The sequence below is a fragment of the Nonomuraea sp. B12E4 genome (genome assembly GCF_039871825.1).
Lineage (GTDB): Bacteria > Actinomycetota > Actinomycetes > Streptosporangiales > Streptosporangiaceae > Nonomuraea.
The window spans coordinates 1-17,252 of sequence record NZ_JBDPME010000025.1 but is presented as its reverse complement, the minus strand read 5'-3'; the positions used below and the strand labels follow the sequence as shown (position 1 = coordinate 17,252).

General features: G+C 68.3%; 16 protein-coding genes, 1 rRNA gene and 1 riboswitch. Of the genes, 15 read left to right on the top strand and 2 right to left on the bottom strand.

The window, feature by feature from the left end; genetic code table 11:
• Nucleotides 1-216: 216 nt before the first annotated feature.
• The 5 genes from ABGB18_RS37840 (at nucleotide 217) to ABGB18_RS37820 (ending at nucleotide 5,502) form a co-directional block, all read left to right on the top strand.
• On the top strand, nucleotides 217-846 hold the full coding sequence (locus tag ABGB18_RS37840; RefSeq protein WP_347700483.1) for a uridine kinase: 630 nt from the start codon (nucleotides 217-219) through the stop codon (nucleotides 844-846).
• A 60-nt stretch (nucleotides 847-906) separates the two neighbouring features.
• Nucleotides 907-2,217 carry a TrpB-like pyridoxal phosphate-dependent enzyme gene (locus ABGB18_RS37835; protein WP_347700482.1) on the top strand — a complete coding sequence of 437 codons (1,311 nt, stop codon included), beginning with the start codon at nucleotides 907-909 and terminating at the stop codon, nucleotides 2,215-2,217.
• 262 nt (nucleotides 2,218-2,479) lie between these two features.
• Complete coding sequence (locus ABGB18_RS37830; RefSeq protein WP_347700481.1) at nucleotides 2,480-3,259, top strand: DeoR/GlpR family DNA-binding transcription regulator; 780 nt, start codon at nucleotides 2,480-2,482, stop codon at nucleotides 3,257-3,259.
• Nucleotides 3,256-4,335 carry a galactose-1-phosphate uridylyltransferase gene (galT, locus tag ABGB18_RS37825; RefSeq protein ID WP_347700480.1) on the top strand — a complete coding sequence of 360 codons (1,080 nt, stop codon included), beginning with the start codon at nucleotides 3,256-3,258 and terminating at the stop codon, nucleotides 4,333-4,335. Before ABGB18_RS37830 ends, galT begins: the two co-directional genes overlap by 4 nt.
• Before the next feature lie 68 nt (nucleotides 4,336-4,403).
• Nucleotides 4,404-4,540: riboswitch (cyclic di-AMP (ydaO/yuaA leader) on the top strand.
• Nucleotides 4,541-4,545: 5 nt separating this feature from the next.
• Entirely contained in the window at nucleotides 4,546-5,502 is a 957-nt protein-coding gene (locus ABGB18_RS37820; protein ID WP_347700479.1) for a hypothetical protein, read from the top strand.
• Between the two features lie 17 nt (nucleotides 5,503-5,519).
• Here the strand turns inward: ABGB18_RS37820 and ABGB18_RS37815 are convergent, their stop codons facing one another.
• Nucleotides 5,520-5,648, bottom strand: coding sequence for a hypothetical protein (locus ABGB18_RS37815; protein WP_347700478.1), 129 nt, complete (start codon nucleotides 5,646-5,648; stop codon nucleotides 5,520-5,522).
• A gap of 142 nt (nucleotides 5,649-5,790) precedes the next feature.
• On the opposite strand from ABGB18_RS37815, the gene ABGB18_RS37810 reads away from it, so the two are divergent.
• Genes ABGB18_RS37810 through ABGB18_RS37800 form a run of 3 tightly spaced genes read left to right on the top strand, consistent with a single transcriptional unit; the run spans nucleotide 5,791 to nucleotide 7,461 of the window.
• Complete coding sequence (locus tag ABGB18_RS37810; RefSeq protein WP_347700477.1) at nucleotides 5,791-6,195, top strand: DoxX family protein; 405 nt, start codon at nucleotides 5,791-5,793, stop codon at nucleotides 6,193-6,195.
• A 34-nt stretch (nucleotides 6,196-6,229) separates the two neighbouring features.
• Nucleotides 6,230-6,949 (top strand): hypothetical protein, encoded by a 720-nt coding sequence (locus ABGB18_RS37805; RefSeq protein WP_347700476.1) that lies wholly within the window; start codon nucleotides 6,230-6,232, stop codon nucleotides 6,947-6,949.
• An 11-nt stretch (nucleotides 6,950-6,960) separates the two neighbouring features.
• Complete coding sequence (locus ABGB18_RS37800; protein ID WP_347700475.1) at nucleotides 6,961-7,461, top strand: DinB family protein; 501 nt, start codon at nucleotides 6,961-6,963, stop codon at nucleotides 7,459-7,461.
• 256 nt (nucleotides 7,462-7,717) lie between these two features.
• Here the strand turns inward: ABGB18_RS37800 and ABGB18_RS37795 are convergent, their stop codons facing one another.
• The gene (locus ABGB18_RS37795; protein WP_347700474.1) at nucleotides 7,718-8,194 is read right to left on the bottom strand and encodes an ATP-binding protein; all 477 of its coding nucleotides are present in this window, start codon (nucleotides 8,192-8,194) and stop codon (nucleotides 7,718-7,720) included.
• 241 nt (nucleotides 8,195-8,435) lie between these two features.
• On the opposite strand from ABGB18_RS37795, the gene ABGB18_RS37790 reads away from it, so the two are divergent.
• From ABGB18_RS37790 to ABGB18_RS37760, 7 genes are all read left to right on the top strand, one after another.
• On the top strand, nucleotides 8,436-9,302 hold the full coding sequence (locus ABGB18_RS37790) for a helix-turn-helix transcriptional regulator (protein WP_347700473.1): 867 nt from the start codon (nucleotides 8,436-8,438) through the stop codon (nucleotides 9,300-9,302).
• A 200-nt stretch (nucleotides 9,303-9,502) separates the two neighbouring features.
• Nucleotides 9,503-10,882, top strand: a complete 1,380-nt coding sequence (tig, locus tag ABGB18_RS37785) for a trigger factor (RefSeq protein ID WP_347700472.1) — start codon at nucleotides 9,503-9,505, stop codon at nucleotides 10,880-10,882.
• A 421-nt stretch (nucleotides 10,883-11,303) separates the two neighbouring features.
• Nucleotides 11,304-11,936, top strand: coding sequence for an ATP-dependent Clp protease proteolytic subunit (locus ABGB18_RS37780; RefSeq protein ID WP_347700596.1), 633 nt, complete (start codon nucleotides 11,304-11,306; stop codon nucleotides 11,934-11,936).
• An 11-nt stretch (nucleotides 11,937-11,947) separates the two neighbouring features.
• Nucleotides 11,948-12,571 (top strand): ATP-dependent Clp protease proteolytic subunit, encoded by a 624-nt coding sequence (locus ABGB18_RS37775; protein WP_347700471.1) that lies wholly within the window; start codon nucleotides 11,948-11,950, stop codon nucleotides 12,569-12,571.
• Between the two features lie 184 nt (nucleotides 12,572-12,755).
• Nucleotides 12,756-14,039, top strand: coding sequence for an ATP-dependent Clp protease ATP-binding subunit ClpX (gene clpX, locus ABGB18_RS37770; RefSeq protein WP_347700470.1), 1,284 nt, complete (start codon nucleotides 12,756-12,758; stop codon nucleotides 14,037-14,039).
• Between the two features lie 115 nt (nucleotides 14,040-14,154).
• Nucleotides 14,155-16,728, top strand: coding sequence for a valine--tRNA ligase (locus tag ABGB18_RS37765; RefSeq protein ID WP_347700469.1), 2,574 nt, complete (start codon nucleotides 14,155-14,157; stop codon nucleotides 16,726-16,728).
• A 459-nt stretch (nucleotides 16,729-17,187) separates the two neighbouring features.
• A 16S ribosomal RNA gene (locus ABGB18_RS37760) occupies nucleotides 17,188-17,252 on the top strand; the annotation flags it as partial.

Genomic DNA, 17,252 nt, shown 5'->3' with positions numbered 1-17,252 from the left:
ATCCCGGGTGGGATGGTCTGGCCTTCGTGTTTCCGCCCGCGAGGCCGGCCGACATACGAAACCTTCGCCGGATCGCCCGGGCCGTCCTCGTGGCCCGCGGGTGGACCGCGCAGGATTCCACGCTGCTGGCCGGGGGCACCGCCGGCGAGGTCTGGGACGGGGAGGTGCCCTGTGACGGCTCCAGGGCGCTCTGGCGGGGGCCGTAAGCTGATCTCGATGCGTGCGCGACCGATCTCCTGGGACGTCCTGGTCGAGGACCTGGCCGAGCGGATCGCCGGGCGGCCGCGAGAGGAATGGGTGCGGGTGGCCGTCGACGGGGCCCCGCCCGCGCGGCCCGGGTGGCTCGCCGACGGGCTCGTGGCGCCGCTGAGGTTGCGCGGGCGGCCCGTGCTGCGCGTGTCGGCGGGAGACTTCCTGCGGCCCGCCTCGCTGCGACTGGAGCACGGCAGGACCGACCCGGACGCCTTCTACGAGGACTGGCTGGACGTCAAGGCGCTCCGGCGGGAAGTGCTGGAGCCGCTGGACCCCGGCGGGTCGGGACGGGTGCTGCCGGCCTTGTGGGACACCCGGGTGGATCGGGCGTACCGGACGCCGTACCAGCAGTTGCCCGCCGGCGGGGTCGTGGTGGTGGACGGGACGTTGCTGCTGGGGCGGGGGCTGGGGTTCGAGCTGAGCGTGCACGTGTGGTTGTCGGCGGGGGCCCTGGAGCGCGGGACCCCGGAGGAGGAGCGGTGGCGGCTGCCCGCCTACGCCCGGTACGAGCGCGAGGCACGGCCCCAGCGGGCCGCCGACGTCGTGGTCAGGGCCGATCACCCGGAGCGCCCGGCGCTGCTGGTGGGGGAGTGAACGCGGGCTCCCGGCAGGTCGTACTGGAACGCGGCGCGTGACGGGCGCAGACTGGGGAGGGTGACCCCGAGCAACTGGTACAACATCGTTCCTGATCTGCCGGCCGCACCGCCTCCGCCGCTGCATCCCGGCACCCGGCGGCCCGTCGGACCCGGCGACCTGGCCCCGCTCTTCCCGATGGAGCTGATCGGCCAGGAGGTGAGCGGGGAGCGGTACGTGCCGATCCCGCAGGAGGTGCTGGACGTCTACCGGCTCTGGCGGCCGACGCCGCTGATCCGGGCACGCCGGCTGGAGAAGGCACTCGGCACGCCGGCCAGGATCTACTACAAGTACGAGGGCGTCTCGCCCGCCGGGTCGCACAAGGCGAACACGGCCGTGCCCCAGGCGTACTACAACGCCCGGGAGGGTGTCCGGCTGCTCACCACCGAGACGGGGGCCGGGCAGTGGGGATCGGCCCTGGCGTTCGCCTGCACCCAGTTCGATGTGGAATGCCAGATCTGGATGGTTCGCGCCTCCTACGACCAGAAGCCGTACCGCCGCTCGCTCATGCAGGTCTACGGCGCCACCGTGCACGCCAGCCCGTCCTCCGCGACGAGCTCGGGCAGCAAGGTGCTGGCTGACGCACCCGACTCGCCCGGCAGCCTGGGCATCGCGATCAGCGAGGCCGTCGAGGTGGCGGCGGCGACGCCCGACGCCCGCTACGCGCTCGGGTCGGTGCTCAACCACGTGCTCATGCACCAGACGGTGATCGGCGAGGAGGCGCTCGGCCAGCTCCCCGAGATGCCCGACCTGGTCATCGGCTGCACCGGCGGCGGCTCGAACTTCGCCGGCCTCGCCTTCCCATTCCTGCGCGAGAAGCTGGCGGGCCGGATCGGGACGGTGTTCCGCGCGGTCGAGCCGGCCGCCTGCCCGTCGTTCACGCGCGGCGTCTACGCCTACGACTTCGGCGACACCGCGGGGCTCACGCCGCTGCTCAAGATGCACACGCTCGGGCACACGTTCGTGCCGGACCCGATCCACGCGGGCGGCCTGCGCTATCACGGCATGTCGCCGCTGCTGTCCCACATGTACGAGCTGGGCCTGTTCGAGGCCGTCACCCGCTCACAGAACGAGTGCTTCGAGGCCGGCGTCCGCTTCGCCCGGACCGAGGGCATCGTGCCCGCCCCCGAGCCCACGCACGCCCTGGCCGAGACCATCGCAGAGGCAACGCGCTGCAAGGAGAGCGGCGAGGAGAAGGTCATCCTGACCGCGCTGTGCGGTCACGGCCACTTCGACCTGGGCGCCTACGACCGTTACCTGGCCGGGCGGCTGGAGGACCGCACGCTCCCCCAGGACCGCATCCAACAGGCTCTCACCGAACTGCCGGGCTGAGATCCCCGGCTCCCGGATGGCCGCCCGCCGCGGGCGGCCATCCGTCAACGGGCCGTGGGGCGCTTGCCGTGGTTGGCCTTCTTCTTCTTGCGTGCCTTGCCCTTGCGTGCGCGCCTGGCCATAAGCCCACCTCCGGTGATCAGTGCGTCATGGGTCACCAACGTCTCTCGCCTGCCCAGCCTGCGCAAGCACTCCACTCCGAACTAACATTCCCCAACAATCGCGTGTCATAATTTGGTGGAATCTGTTGGAAGGAGCGGGCGTGCTCGCACAGCAGCGTCAACAGGCGATCCTGGAACGGGTGCGCAGCAGCGGCGGCGTCCGCGTCGCCGACCTCGTACGCGAGCTCGGCGTGTCTGATATGACCATACGCCGCGACCTTGAGGTGCTGGCCGAACGCGGGCTCCTGGAGAAGGTGCACGGCGGTGCCACCGCGCTCGGCCCCGGCTCGACCGAGGAGCCCGGCTTCACCGCCAAGTCCGCCCGCCAGCAGCAGGAGAAGGAGATCATCGCCCGGGAGGCCGCGCGGCTCGTGCGCCCCGGCACCGCCGTGGCGCTGTCCGCCGGGACCACCACGTGGGCGCTGGCCCACCACCTGATCTCCGTGCCCGAGCTGACCGTGATCACCAACTCGATCCCCGTGGCCGACGTCTTCCACCGCAACCCGCGCGCCGACCGCACCGTCGTGCTCACCGGTGGCGTACGCACCCCGTCCGACGCCCTGGTGGGCCCGGTGGCCGTGGCCGCGATCCGCCGCCTGCACGTGGACACGCTCTTCCTCGGCGTGCACGGGATGAGCGTGCGCGCCGGGTTCACCACGCCCAACCTGCTCGAGTCCGAGACCGACAGGGAGCTCGTGGCGGCCGCGCACCGGCTGGTCGTCCCCGCCGACCACACCAAGTGGAACACGGTCGGCATCAGCACCATCGCCGAGCTGACCGAGGCCGACGTGGTCGTCAGCGACGCGGGGCTGCCCGAGCAAGCACGCACCGAGCTGGCCGAACGGGCCGGAGAACTGATCATCGCGGAGGACTCGAGTTGAAACGCACCATCGCCCACCTGGCCGACGGCCGGGAGCTGATCTATTTCGACCGGCGGGACGACGCCGACAGGAGCGCGCTCGACCGGCGTCCGCTCGAGCCCCGGCCGGTGGCCTCGGAGCTGCGGTACGACCCGCTGACCGAGGAGTGGGTCGCGGTGGCGGGGCACCGGCAGACGCGGACGTTCCAGCCGGCGGGCACGGCGGCGGAGTGCCCGTTGTGCCCGTCGTCGGACACGCGGTCGACGGAGATCCCGGCCTACGACTACGACGTGGTGGCGTTCGAGAACCGTTTTCCCTCTTTTTCCGGAAATCTTGGGACTTATCACGATGTGGGCGGCTTGAGCGAAGCGCGGCCGGGGGTGGGCAGGTGCGAGGTGGTGTGCTTCACCTCGGATCATTCCTCCTCGTTCTCCCGGCTCTCTGACGCCCAGGTGGGCCTGGTCATGGAGGCGTGGGCCGACCGCACGGCCGAGCTGTCCGGGATCGAGGGTGTGGAGCAGGTGTTCGTCTTCGAGAATCGGGGTGAGGAGATCGGCATCACGCTCGCCCACCCGCACGGCCAGATCTACGCCTACCCGTACGTCACGCCCAGGACCAAGCTGCAACTCGGCGCCGCCGCGCGGCATCGGGGGCCGGGAAACCTGTTCGCCGACGTGCTGGCCGCCGAGCGGGCCGCGGGGACGCGGGTGGTGGCCGCCAACGAGCTGTGGACGGCCTTCGTGCCCGCCGCCGCCCGGTGGCCGTTCGAGGTGCACATCTACCCGCACCGGCAGGTGCCCGACCTGGCGGCGCTGTCGGAGGCCGAGCGGGTGGCGTTCGCGCCCCTCTACACCTCGGTGCTGCGGGCGTTCGACGGTCTGTTCGGGGTGGTGATGCCGTACATCTCGGCCTGGCACCAGGCGCCCGTGCGGCAGGACAGGGAGCTGGCGTACCTGCACCTGGAGCTGTTCAGCATCAGGCGCGCGCCCGGGAAGCTGAAATATCTGGCGGGCTCGGAGTCGGCGATGGGGGCGTTCGTCAACGACGTGCTGCCGGAAGAGGCCGCACGCATGCTTCGGTCACAGGTAGATCACTAATAGATTTCTAGTTAAGGTCGCATGACTCGCGATCTACCACTAATATCCCGATATGCACCGGCCGTAACGGTCGTTGCATGCCTAATCCCGGGCGTGTTGCCCGGGAGCCGGGGACCCATGCACCAGCGGGTGAATCCACGTACGTGGCAGGCGGCTCCCACGCCCGAACCCGTCAGCTAACTCGGCAGGCTGAGGGAGAGGAATGTCCTCTTGGCGGTATCGTCCCCCGCGACGCTTGCCATTGGTCTCATCACCGCCACCGCTGTCGCCCTCGGTCCGGCGACCGCGGCGTCGGCTGACCCCAAACCCACGGAAGCCCAGCTCCGCGCCCAGCTCAAGCAGCTCAACGGCAAGGTCGACAAGCTCATCGAGAAGTACAACCTCAAGCGGGTCGAGCTGGCCAAGGCACAACAGGCCGCCAAGACGGCCAAGGAGCGCCTGGCCGCCGCCGAGCGCACGCTGGAGACGTCCCAGCAGCGCGTGGCCGAGATCGCCAGGCTGCGCTACCAGAACGGCGACCCCTCGGTGCCCGCTTTCATGCTGCCGGAGAACGGCGCGGGGGCGGCCGTGATCGAGCAGCTCACGATCGAGCAGCAGGCCGTCGTGGAGTCCGTGGCCAGGGCCCGTGACGAGCGGAAGAAGGCCGCCGACGAGGCCGGCCGCCTGGCCACCCGGATCCGCGAGGACGCAGGCGAGGTGGCCGGGCAGCGCGACGACGCCGAGGACGTCATCAAGGACATCCGCGAGAAGCTCGAGGATCTCGTGCCGTTCGGGCCCGGCCGCAACGGCGACGGTAGCTGGGCGCCCGAACTGCCGACCGGCGCCGACAACATCACCGAGCGCACGCGGCTGATGCGGGCGCAGGTGCAGAAGAACTTCGCGCTGCCGTTCGCGGTGGGCTGCTTCCGGGCCGGCGCCAGCGGTGAGCACCCGCTGGGCCGGGCCTGCGACTTCATGATGAGCACGGGCGGCACGACGCCCAGCGGCGCCAACAACGCCCTGGGCGACCGCCTCGCGGAATGGGCCCTCAAGAACAAGGGCAAGCTGGGCGTCAAGTACGTGATCTGGAAGCAGCGCATCAACCTCGGCTCCGGCTGGCGCGCGATGGAGAACCGCGGCAGCATCACCGAGAACCACTACGACCACGTGCACATCTCGATGTTCTGAGCGCGCCGGCGGCTGATTCAGGTGAGGTCGATGACCGCCTTGCCGTGCAGGCGGCGCCCGAGGAGGGTGCTCGCGCGGATGGACGACGGTGGCGGGGCGTGGGTGACCCGCCTCGCGGCCGAGTTGCGAACGGTGTTCGCCGCCATCCCCGGCTCCCTGGCCCTCAGCGGAGCATGAATCCCGGCGGGGTGCACTTATGTACACCCCCGCCGGGCACCTAGATCGATTCTCCGCGGCGGCCTGGGAGCCTAGCGTCGGTGTCACGGCATTTAGAGGAGGCTGGAGATCATGACAAACGCACCGAGCCCCACCCGGCCCCGGAGGGCCCGCACCGTCGCCTTGTGGGCCCTGCAGGTGGTCGTGGCGGGGTTCTTCGTGATGTCGGCCCTGGGCAAGTTCGCGAACGCGGAGCCGTCCGCCTCGACGTTCGAGGCGATCGGGCTCGGCGACTGGTTCCGCCATTTCGTCGGCGTGCTGGAGGTGGTGGGCGCCGTCGGGCTGGTCGTGCCCCGGCTCGCGGGCCCGGCCGGGCTGGCGCTCGGCGGGCTGATGGTGTGCGCGACGCTGACTGAGCTGTTCCTGTCCGGCGGCACCATGGTGCTGCCCCTGGTCCTGCTGGTGCTCTGCGCGGTGATCGCCTGGGGACGCAGGGAGAGCACCGCCCGGCTCCGGGCCTCCGTCGCGGGCAGGTGACGCGGCATGGGCGGACGGCGGCCATGCTGTTGGGATGCGGCTCTTCGAGGACGACCCCATGTCCCGCCCGCTCACCTACCCCGGCCGGATCCCGGCGCGCCCCGGCGTCCTGGTGGACGACGCGTACGTGCCGCTGCGGGCCGCGGGGGAGGGGTGGCGGGCCGGGGGCGAACGGCTGGCCGACCTTCTGGCCCGCCTGGACCGCCCGCCGATGCGCCTGCGCCACCAGGTCGTCGCCGTCGGCTCCAACGCCGCGCCCAGCCAGTTACTGAGAAAGTTCCGCGATCACCGGGTACACCCGGTCGTCCCCATGACGATGGCCGACGTGCCCGGCATCGCCCCGGGCGTCTCCGCCCACGTGAGCCGCTGGGGCTACGTGCCGGCCGCACCGATCGAGACCCCCGGCGAGACGTCCAGGCTGTTCGTGCTCTGGCTCGACGAGGTCCAGCTCGCGGCCCTGGACCTCACCGAGCCCAACTACGACCGCCGCACACTCGCCCTGAACGGCTCGCGAGCCTTCGTCTACACGGGCCGGCACGGCTGCCTGGCCGACGCCCGGGGCCGCCCCCGCCGCCTGACCCCGCAGCGGACCCTCATCCAGGACCTCCTGGACGAATCCCCCGAGCTACGGCACCTGTGCGGCGACACCCCCGACGACTTCGTGGCCAACGTCAGGGACGCCACGGTACGGGAGGCGGTCCACCGCCTCTTCCAGGCGAAAAGCCAGGTGAGATCAGGACCGGTCACCGGGTAGGGTCGGATCCCGTGATCGATACCCGCGTCCCTCCACCCCTTGTCGGCGACGAGCTGACCGTGCTCAACAACTGGCTCGAATGGCACCGCGGCACGCTGGCCGTCAAATGCGCGGATCTGTCGGACGAGCAACTGCGCCGGCGCTCCGCGGAGCCCTCCACCATGTCGCTGCTCGGGCTGGTCAGGCACATGGCCCACGTCGAACGCACGTGGTTCCGCCGGGTCCTGGACGGCGAGGACATCCCCAAGCTCTGGGGCAAGGACGTGGACAACGACGCCGACTTCAACGACGTCGACACCGCCTCCGTCGAGGAGGCCTTCACCACCTGGCGGGCCGAGATCGACCGGGCCCGTGCCATCTCGGCCACCAAGCCCCTGGACGCGGTCGGCGACCGTAACGGCCAGGACTGCACGCACCGCTGGATCCTGGTGCACATGATCGAGGAGTACGCCAGGCACAACGGCCACGCGGACCTGCTCCGCGAACGTATCGACGGCGCCACCGGCGACTGACGCTTCCGGCCAACTGAAGCGCCCTTCAAAACCCTTCAACAACTTCATCCTGTACGGCTTCGCCGGGCCGACCGCCACCCGCCGCACGTGGCCGGGGGCCTCCAGGAGAACGGCCGCTGACCGGCCCGGGGCGGGGCGCCGTTAGGTGCGCCCCGCGGGCCTCCTCCATGGTCGAATTTTGACCGCGGGATTCCGGGCCACGTTTGAACGGCGCTGTGAAAGGCCGCTCCGGAACGCCGCTGTGAAAGGCCCGGGGTCAGGACTCCGTGCGGAACAGCGCCCACACGGCCTTGCCGCCGCGGGCCAGTGGGTCCCAGCCCCAGCACTGGCTGTAGGTTTCGACGATGTAAAGGCCGCGCCCGTTCTCGGAGATGAAATCCGGCTCCTTGGGGCGGGGCACCTCGTCGCTGGGGTCGGCCACCGCCAGCAGCACGTGCGGCGCGACCCGCATCAGCAGGAGCTGGATCTCGCGCCGCCCGCCCGCGTACATCGCATACCTGACGGCGTTCGTCACCAGCTCCGAGACCACCAGCGCGGCGTCGTCGCCCAGTTCGGGCACGCCCCATCGGCGTAGCGTCGAGCGTGTCACGTCACGGGCGGTTTTGACCGAGTCGGCCTGAAAGGGCAATGGGCACGAAGTCGTGTACGGCTTCCCGCCCATGAGAAGGCGGTCGAAGCCCACGTCCCGGGTGATCTGCAGGCAATCGGCAGTGGCCAGAGGATCGCCCACCATGCCGCAGATACCTCCCCGTTCGGTCATCGTAAGTGCATGTTTTGCCCAATATCCCACTATGCACTAAGCCATCATGGGTCACGATCGCTGCAGCTGCAAGACCCAAATGCACGTGCAGCTGCAACGTGCAGGTGTAAGCGGCGTTTTGGTGCATAGGTATCCGAACCGGACACGGGGCTGAGACCTTGTCATACCCGGCAATGTGGTGTCACTGTGTGTGCGGACCTTGATAGGAGGCAAAGTGACGCAGAACCAGCCGGGTTCCGGACCGACGGCGCTGCGCATCCTCCTGGGCTCCCAGCTGCGCAAGCTCAGGGAAGCGAAGAACGTCACTCGTGAGGAGGCGGGCCACCTCATCCGTGGCTCGGAATCCAAGATCAGCCGCATGGAGCTGGGCCGAGTGGGGTTCAAAGAACGCGACGTGGCGGACCTCCTGACCCTGTACGGGGTCGTGGACAACCAGGCCCGCTCCGCCGTACTCGAGCTGGTCGCCACCGCCAACGAGCCTGGTTGGTGGCACCGGTTCAACGATGTCCTGCCCACGTGGTTCCATGCGTACGTCGGCCTTGAAGAGGCCGCGGCCAGGATCCGGACCTACGAGGTCCAGTTCGTGCCGGGACTTTTGCAGACCAAGGAGTACGCAAGGGCTGTGGTGACCGCCGGAGCGGCGGGCATCGGAGCGGAGGAGATCGCCAGGAGGGTCGATCTCCGACTGGAGCGCCAGCGGATGTTCGACAGGCCGGATGGGCCGGTGTTCTGGGCAGTGATCGACGAGGCCGCGTTACGGCGGCCCATCGGTGGTGCGGAGGTCATGAGGGCTCAGATCGAGCACCTCATCGAGCTGATGCGCCAATCATGCATCACGATCCAGGTCATGCCGTTCAGCTTCGGCGGACACAGCGCGGAGGGCGGGGCGTTCAGCATTCTCCGCTTCCCCGACCCCGACCTGCCGGACGTCGTGTACGTCGAACAGCTCGCCAGCGCTCTCTACCTCGACAAACGCGAAGACGTGGATCGTTACACCGAGGTCATGGAGCGACTCTGCTCCGTGAGCACCACCCCGGATGAGACGATCGAGCTGTTGCGGGCAATCGCGGACGACTTCTGACGACCGGTTTCGAGTGATCGCGGAGGAGTTCTGACGGTCGTGGCGTCGTTGTTGGGTACGCATCTGCCCTAGACTGGCCATCGGCGTTGGATCCCGCCGTTGCGGAGCATGCCCAACACCGCTCATGTGGGCGCGGCGCGTGAGCCCGTACCGATGGACGCGCCCGCGATCACTCGAAGCTTGATCAAGGAGACCATTCCGTGAAGACCGCTGTCGAGGAGCTCAGCCCGACCCGGGTCAAGCTCACTGTCGAGGTGCCGTTCGACGAGCTGCGCCCCAGCATGGATGCGGCGTACAAGAAGGTCGCGCAGCAGGTGCGCGTCCCCGGGTTCCGTCCTGGCAAGGTTCCGGCCCGCATCATCGAGCAGCGGTTCGGCCGGGCGGTGGTGCTGGAGGAGACCCTCAACGACGCGGTGCCCAAGCTGTACGGCCAGGCGGTCGACGAGGTTGACGTGTTCCCGGTCAGCCAGCCCGACATCGAGGTCACCAAGATCGACGACGGCGAGCAGATCGAGTTCACCGCCGAGGTCGACATCCGGCCCAACTTCGAGGTCCCCGACTACGCGGGCACCGAGGTCACGGTCGACGCCGCCACGGTCTCCGACGAGGACGTCGACGCCCAGCTCGACGCGCTGCGCCAGCGCTTCGCCACGCTGACCGGGGTCGAGCGGCCCGCCGCCGGCGGCGACTTCGTCGTCATGGACCTGCGTGCCGAGATCGACGGCGTCAACATCGAGGAGCAGCAGGCCAGCGAGGTCTCCTACGAGGTGGGCGCCGGCTCCGTGCTGCAGGGCCTCGACGACGCGCTCGAGGGCATGTCCGCGGGCGAGGAGAAGAGCTTCAAGACCGAGCTGGTCGGCGGCGAGAACGCCGGCGAGGAAGCCGACGTGATCATCAGCGTCAAGGCGGTCAAGGAGAAGGTCCTGCCCGAGCTGGAGGACGAGTTCGCCCAGCTCGCCAGCGAGTTCGACACGCTCGACGAGCTGAAGGACAGCATCCGCGAGCAGGCCCGCCGCACCAAGCTGATCGACCAGGTCGTGCAGACCCGCGAGAAGGCGCTCGACGCGCTGCTCGAGAAGATCGACATCCCGCTGCCGGAGAGCGCGCTCAAGGCCGAGATCGACGCCCGCAAGCACAATCTCGACCACCAGGTGGCCGAGAGCGGCCTGAGCCGGGACGCCTTCTTCCGCCTCTACCAGACGACGGAGGAGGAGCGCTTCGCCGAGTTCGAGACCAACTCCGCCAAGGCGCTCAAGGTCGGCTTCGTGCTCGACAAGATCGTCAAGTCCGAGGACCTGGGCGTCTCGGAGCAGGAGCTGACCAACTTCGTGGTCCGCCGGGCCATGGAGATGGGCGTCCAGCCCAATGAGCTGGCCAAGCACCTCGCCGACAACGACCAGCTCACGCTGGCCATGGTCGAGATCGTCCGCGACAAGGCCAAGTCCGTGCTCGGGGACGCGGCCAAGGTCGTCGACACCGACGGCAACGAGGTCGACCTCAAGGCGATCTACACCGAGATCAACGGTGAAGAGGTCGTCGAGGAGGACGAGGCCCCCGCCGAGGAGAAGGCCGAGGCCTAAGCCTCCAGCACGCCACCCGAAAGCCCCCGGACCAGCCCGGTCCCGGGGGCTTCGGCTTTTCGCGCCCCTGGGGCGCTGAGAGGGCTCCTGCCGACCCGGGAGGGCTTCGGGGGTCACTGTTGCGGGAGGGGCCCTGGGCCTGCCTGAGGGGCGCCCTGGTGGCCGCGTACGCACCGAGACGGCGCGGTAGCCGTACGGGGATGTCCGGGGTGTGGCCGGACGAGGGCTCGGGCGCGAACGAGAGGTGGACACGGGCGCCGGATGCCAGATGGGCGCCTGGGACAGTCCGGGAGAGGTGTGGCGCAACCACCGAACCTGCGCCGTCAGCGAACAGTACCGGGGACCGGGCATGACCTGTGGGCGACGCGCGTTAGGGTCACAAGCAAAGCCAATCGATTACGACGCATCGGAAGGTGACGCTGTGACCAGCCCGCCGACCTTCTATCAGCCTGAGTCGCGAGGCCGTGAGAACGGCTCGTCCTTCCGGCTTGAGGACCAGCTTTACCAGCGCCTGCTCCGCGAGCGCATCATCGTGCTCGGCCAGGAGGTCAACGACGAGATCGCCAACCGCATCTGCGCCGAGCTCCTCCTGCTGGCGGCCGACGACCCCGAGCGCGACATCACGCTGTACATCAACTCGCCCGGCGGCTCGGTCAGCGCCGGCATGGCGATTTACGACATGATGGAATACGTTCCTAATGACGTCTCCACGGTCGTGATGGGGATGGCGGCCTCGATGGGGCAGTTCCTGCTGTCCGCCGGCGCACCGGGCAAGCGCTACGGCCTGCCGCACGCGCGAGTCATGATGCACCAGCCGTCCGGCGGGATCGGCGGCACCGCGGCCGACATCGCCATCCAGGCGGAGCAGATGCTCTACGTGAAGAAGACGCTGGCCGAGCGGATCGCCTTCCACACAGGCCAGACGCTCGAGCAGATCGAGGCGGATTCCGACCGTGACCGCTGGTTCACCACCGAGGAGGCCAAGGACTACGGCTTCATCGACCACGTCGTGCGCAGCGCGCGGCAGGTGCCCACGCGTGGCCCGGTTTCTTAGGGGGAGCTGACATGAACATCCAGAGCCGTTACGTTCTCCCCTCATTCGCTGAGCGCACCTCCTACGGTGTGAAGGAGAACAACCCGTACAACAAGCTCTTCGAGGACCGCATCATCTTCCTCGGAGTGCAGATCGACGACGCGTCCGCCAACGACGTGATGGCGCAGTTGCTGACGCTGGAGTCGCTCGATCCCGACCGTGACATCAGCATCTACATCAACTCGCCCGGCGGCTCCTTCACCGCCATGACGGCGATCTACGACACGATGCAGTTCGTCCGGCCGGAGATCCAGACCGTCTGCCTCGGGCAGGCGGCCTCCGCCGCGGCCGTGTTGCTGGCGGGCGGCACCCCGGGCAAGCGCTTCGCGCTGCCCAACGCCCGGGTGCTGATCCACCAGCCGTCCACCGAGGGCGGCGGCCAGGGCAGCGACATCGAGATCCAGGCCCGCGAGATCCTTCGCATGCGCTCCCTCCTCGAGGAGATCGTGGCGAGGCACTCGGGGAAGACCTCCGCCGAAGTCCGCAAGGACATCGAACGCGACAAAATTCTCAACGCGGACGAGGCAAAGGCGTATGGTCTGATCGATGACATCATCCCGTCGAGGAAGAAACGAGCCCAGGCCGTAGCTTCCTAGACGAGACGTGACGCACCGGGGCGCTGCCCAATAGGGCACGTTCCGGTGCGACTCGCCGCTAGGGGGCTCACTGAGGGCCCAGAAGACGGTAACGTCGAAACCTGAGCGGTTCGGCCTAGTCCGGAGGATGTCCGGAGACACTGCTCTAGAGAGCAGGGCGGTCCCACGCAAAGGAGTATCTGGGGTGGCACGCATCGGCGACGGGGGAGACCTGCTGAAGTGCTCTTTCTGCGGTAAGAGTCAGAAGCAAGTCAAGAAGCTCATTGCCGGTCCAGGCGTCTACATCTGCGATGAGTGCATCGATCTCTGCAACGAGATCATCGAAGAGGAGCTCTCCGAGTCCTCGGAGCTCAAGTGGGACAACCTGCCCAAGCCCCGGGAGATCTACGAGTTCCTCGATGCCTACGTCATCGGTCAGGACAAGGCGAAAAAGGCGCTCTCGGTGGCGGTTTACAACCACTACAAGCGGGTGCAGTCCGGAGACCGGGGCAGAGACGACGGCCTTGAGCTGGCCAAGAGCAACATCTTGTTGCTCGGGCCGACCGGTTCGGGCAAGACGCTGCTGGCGCAGACCCTGGCGAAGATGCTCAACGTGCCCTTCGCCATCGCCGACGCCACGGCGCTGACCGAGGCGGGCTACGTCGGCGAGGATGTGGAGAACATCCTGCTCAAGCTCATCCAGGCCGCCGACTACGACGTCAAGAAGGCCGAGACCGGCATCATCTACATCGACGAGGTCGACAAGATCGCTCGCAAGAGCGAAAACCCGTCGATCACGCGCGACGTGTCGGGTGAGGGCGTGCAGCAGGCGCTGCTGAAGATCCTGGAGGGCACCACGGCCAGCGTGCCCCCGCAGGGCGGCCGCAAGCACCCGCACCAGGAGTTCATCCAGATCGACACGACCAACGTGCTGTTCATCTGCGGTGGCGCCTTCGCCGGACTGGAAAAGATCATCGAGGCGCGCATCGGGCGCAAGGGCATCGGCTTCAACGCCATCATCCGGTCGAAGGAAGAGGTCGACGCGGTCGACATCTTCGCCGACGTGATGCCGGAGGACCTGCTGAAGTTCGGCATGATCCCCGAGTTCGTCGGCCGCCTGCCGGTCATCACCTCGGTGCACAACCTCGACCGCGAGGCGCTCATCCAGATCCTCACCGAGCCGCGCAACGCGCTGGTCAAGCAATACCGCAAGCTGCTCGAGCTCGACGGGGTGGAGCTGGAGTTCACCGACGGCGCCCTGGAGGCCATCGCCGACCAGGCCATCCTGCGTGGCACCGGCGCCCGCGGGCTGCGCGCCATTCTGGAGGAAGTGCTCCAGTCCGTCATGTACGAAGTGCCGTCCCGGCAGGACGTCGCCCGGGTGGTCATCACCCGCGAGTCGGTGCTCGAGCATGCGATCCCGACTCTCGTACCTCGCGACCAGCTCGCCGCGAAGCAGCAGCGCACACCACGCGAAAAGTCGGCCTGAGTCGTTTTTCGCACTCCGGACGCCCTGTGGCTTCGAGCCACAGGGCGTTTTCGGCATAATGAGCGGCCCATGGCTTCCGGGTCATGGGGTCGCCGTCCCGCCCGTCTCCCTAGAATTGGTCACTGTGACAACGCCAGAGCTGCCTACCCAGTACACCCCGGCCGACGTCGAGACCCGCAGCTACGAGCGCTGGGTATCCGAAGGCTATTTCCACGCCGACCCGGGCAGCTCGCGCGTGCCGTACAGCATCGTCCTCCCGCCGCCCAACGTCACCGGCGTCCTGCACATAGGGCACGCCCTCGACCACTCCATCCAGGACGCGCTGACCCGCCGCGCCCGCATGCAGGGGCGCGAGACGCTCTGGCTGCCCGGCATGGACCACGCCGGCATCGCCACCCAGAATGTCGTCGAGCGCGAGCTGGCCAAACAGGGCAGATCGCGGCACGATCTGGGGCGCGAGGCGTTCGTCGAGCGCGTCTGGGCGTGGAAGGAGGAGTCCGGCGGCCGGATCCTGGGGCAGATGCGCAAGCTCGGCGACAGCGTCGACTGGTCACGCGAGCGGTTCACGATGGACACAGGGCTCTCACGGGCCGTGCAGACGATGTTCAAGCGGCTGTTCGACGACGGGCTGATCTACCGCGCCGAGCGCATCATCAACTGGTGCCCGCGCTGCCTGACCGCGCTGTCCGACATCGAGGTCGAGCACAGCGAAGACGAGGGCGAGCTCATCTCGATCCGCTATTCCGACGAGATCGTGGTGGCCACCACGCGTGCCGAGACCATGCTCGGCGACACGGCCGTGGCCGTCCACCCCTCCGACGAGCGTTACGCCCACCTGGTCGGCACCATGGTGGAGTTGCCGCTCACCGGCCGGATGATCCCCGTGGTCGCCGACGAGCACGTCGACCCGGAGTTCGGCACCGGCGCGGTCAAGGTGACCCCCGCCCACGACCCCAACGACTTCGAGATCGGGCGGCGCCATTCGCTGCCGTCGCTGACCGTCATGGACGAGCGCGGCATCATCACCGCCCACGGGCCCTTCCAGGGACTCGACCGCTTCGAGGCGCGCCCCGCCGTGGTCGCCGCGCTGCGCGCGGAAGGCCGCATCGTCGCCGAGAAGCGTCCCTACCTGCACTCGGTCGGCCACTGCTCGCGCTGCAAGACCGTGGTCGAGCCGCGGCTGTCGCTGCAGTGGTTCGTCAACGTCGGGCCGCTGGCCAAGGCCGCCGGCGACGCCGTTCGTGACGGGCGCACCCGCATCCACCCGCCCGAGCTGGCCAAGCGCTACTTCGACTGGGTCGACGACATGCACGACTGGTGCATCTCCCGTCAGTTGTGGTGGGGACACCGCATCCCGGTCTGGTACGGCCCGGACGGCGAGGTCGTGTGCGTGGGCCCCGACGAGGATCCGCCGGCCGGCTACACGCAGGACGCCGACGTCCTGGACACGTGGTTCTCCTCGGGGCTGTGGCCGTTCTCCACGATGGGCTGGCCGGACCAGACGCCGGAGCTGGCGCGCTTCTACCCGACCTCCGTGCTGGTGACCGGTTACGACATCCTTTTCTTCTGGGTGGCCCGGATGATGATGTTCGGCCTCTACGCCATGGACGGCGCGCCGCCGTTCCGGACGGTCGCCCTGCACGGCATGGTCCGCGACCAGTACGGCAAGAAGATGTCCAAGTCGTTCGGCAACGTGGTCGATCCGCTCGACTGGATCGACCGCTTCGGCGCCGACGCCACGCGCTTCACCCTGCTGCGCGGTGCCAATCCCGGCGCCGACGTCGCGGTCAGCGAGGAGTGGGCGGCCGGCTCCCGTAACTTCTGCAACAAGATCTGGAACGCCACCCGGTTCGCGCTGATGAACGGCGCGGCCGTGGGCTCGCTGGACGGGCTCGACCTGACCCCGGCCGACCGGTGGATCCTGTCCCGCCTGCAGTCCGTCACCGCGGCCACCGACGCCGCCCTGGAGGAGTTCGAGTTCGCCAAGGCGTCCGACCTGCTCTACCACTTCGCCTGGGACGAGGTCTGCGACTGGTACCTGGAGCTGGCCAAGATCCAGATCGGTGAAGGGCTGGAGCACACCCGCCTGGTGCTCGGGCACGTGCTCGACGCGCTGTTGCGGTTGCTGCATCCGCTGGTGCCGTTCGTGACGGAGGAGTTGTGGCGAGCCGTCACCGGTGGTGCGTCGATCGTCGTGGCGCCCTGGCCGGTGGCCGACGGCCGTTACGCGGACACCGCCGCCGAGGCCGAGATCGGCGCGTTGCAGGAGCTGGTGACGGAGGTTCGCCGGTTCCGCTCGGATCAGGGGCTCAAGCCGGGCCAGAAGGTGGCCGCCCGTCTTGGACTCGCCGGCACGTCCCTGGCCGGCCAGGAAGCGGCCGTCCGGTCGCTGCTGCGCCTGACGGAGCCACCGGAGTCGTTCAGTGCCACGGCCCGCTTCACTGTGGGCGAGGTGACCGTGGAGATCGACACGGCGGGCACGATCGACGTCGTGGCCGAGCGCAAGCGGCTGGAGAAGGACCTGGCCGTCGCACGCAAGGAGGCCGCTCAGGTGGCGGCCAAGCTGGGCAACGAGCAGTTCATGGCCAAGGCCCCCGAGGACGTGGTGGCCAAGGTCAGGGGCCGGGCTGAGCAGGCCGCCGCCGACATCGCGCGGCTGGAGGCACAGCTTTCCGGGCTCGGGGTTTGATCGGTACGCACACGGGGAAGGTCCATTCGTTACCTAAGATGGACCTTCAACGCCGTTGAGGCTGCTACAGTTTTCAACGCGGGGCTGGTCAGCCCCGACATCCTCTGATCGAATCCGATCTTTCGGGCTGTCCCGACCATGTGGTTGGACAAAGACTGAAAGTTGGAGTAAGTTAGCAGGGTTGCCTCGAAAGGGGCACGGTCTGAAAGTTGCCAGATCGGGCGGTTTGACAAGGATCGTCCACATCTGGTAGACTTAAGGAAACGAAGTGTGAGCCTCCTCACTGGATTCCGGGAAGGGTTCCAGCGAGGATGTACGCGTCCGTTTCTTGAGAACTCAACAGTGTGTTAAAAGCCAGTGCATGTTTTACATGTATAACCCCGTCACGACGCGACCTTTTCCGGGGTTCGTGTCGGACGGATTCCTTTCAAGGTTGGGATTTCGATTCCCTCCAGACATTGTTTGGAGAGTTTGATCCTGGCTCAGGACGAACGCTGGCGGCGTGCTTAACACATGCAAGTCGA

Coding starts and splice junctions, on each gene's coding strand:
- ABGB18_RS37840 (WP_347700483.1), top strand. CDS start 217: ATGCGTGCGCGACCGATCTCCTGGGACGTCCTGGTCGAGGACCTGGCC.
- ABGB18_RS37815 (WP_347700478.1), bottom strand. CDS start 5,648: ATGGCGGCGAACACCGTTCGCAACTCGGCCGCGAGGCGGGTCACCCAC.
- ABGB18_RS37810 (WP_347700477.1), top strand. CDS start 5,791: ATGACAAACGCACCGAGCCCCACCCGGCCCCGGAGGGCCCGCACCGTC.
- ABGB18_RS37805 (WP_347700476.1), top strand. CDS start 6,230: ATGCGGCTCTTCGAGGACGACCCCATGTCCCGCCCGCTCACCTACCCC.
- ABGB18_RS37795 (WP_347700474.1), bottom strand. CDS start 8,194: ATGGTGGGCGATCCTCTGGCCACTGCCGATTGCCTGCAGATCACCCGG.
- ABGB18_RS37775 (WP_347700471.1), top strand. CDS start 11,948: ATGAACATCCAGAGCCGTTACGTTCTCCCCTCATTCGCTGAGCGCACC.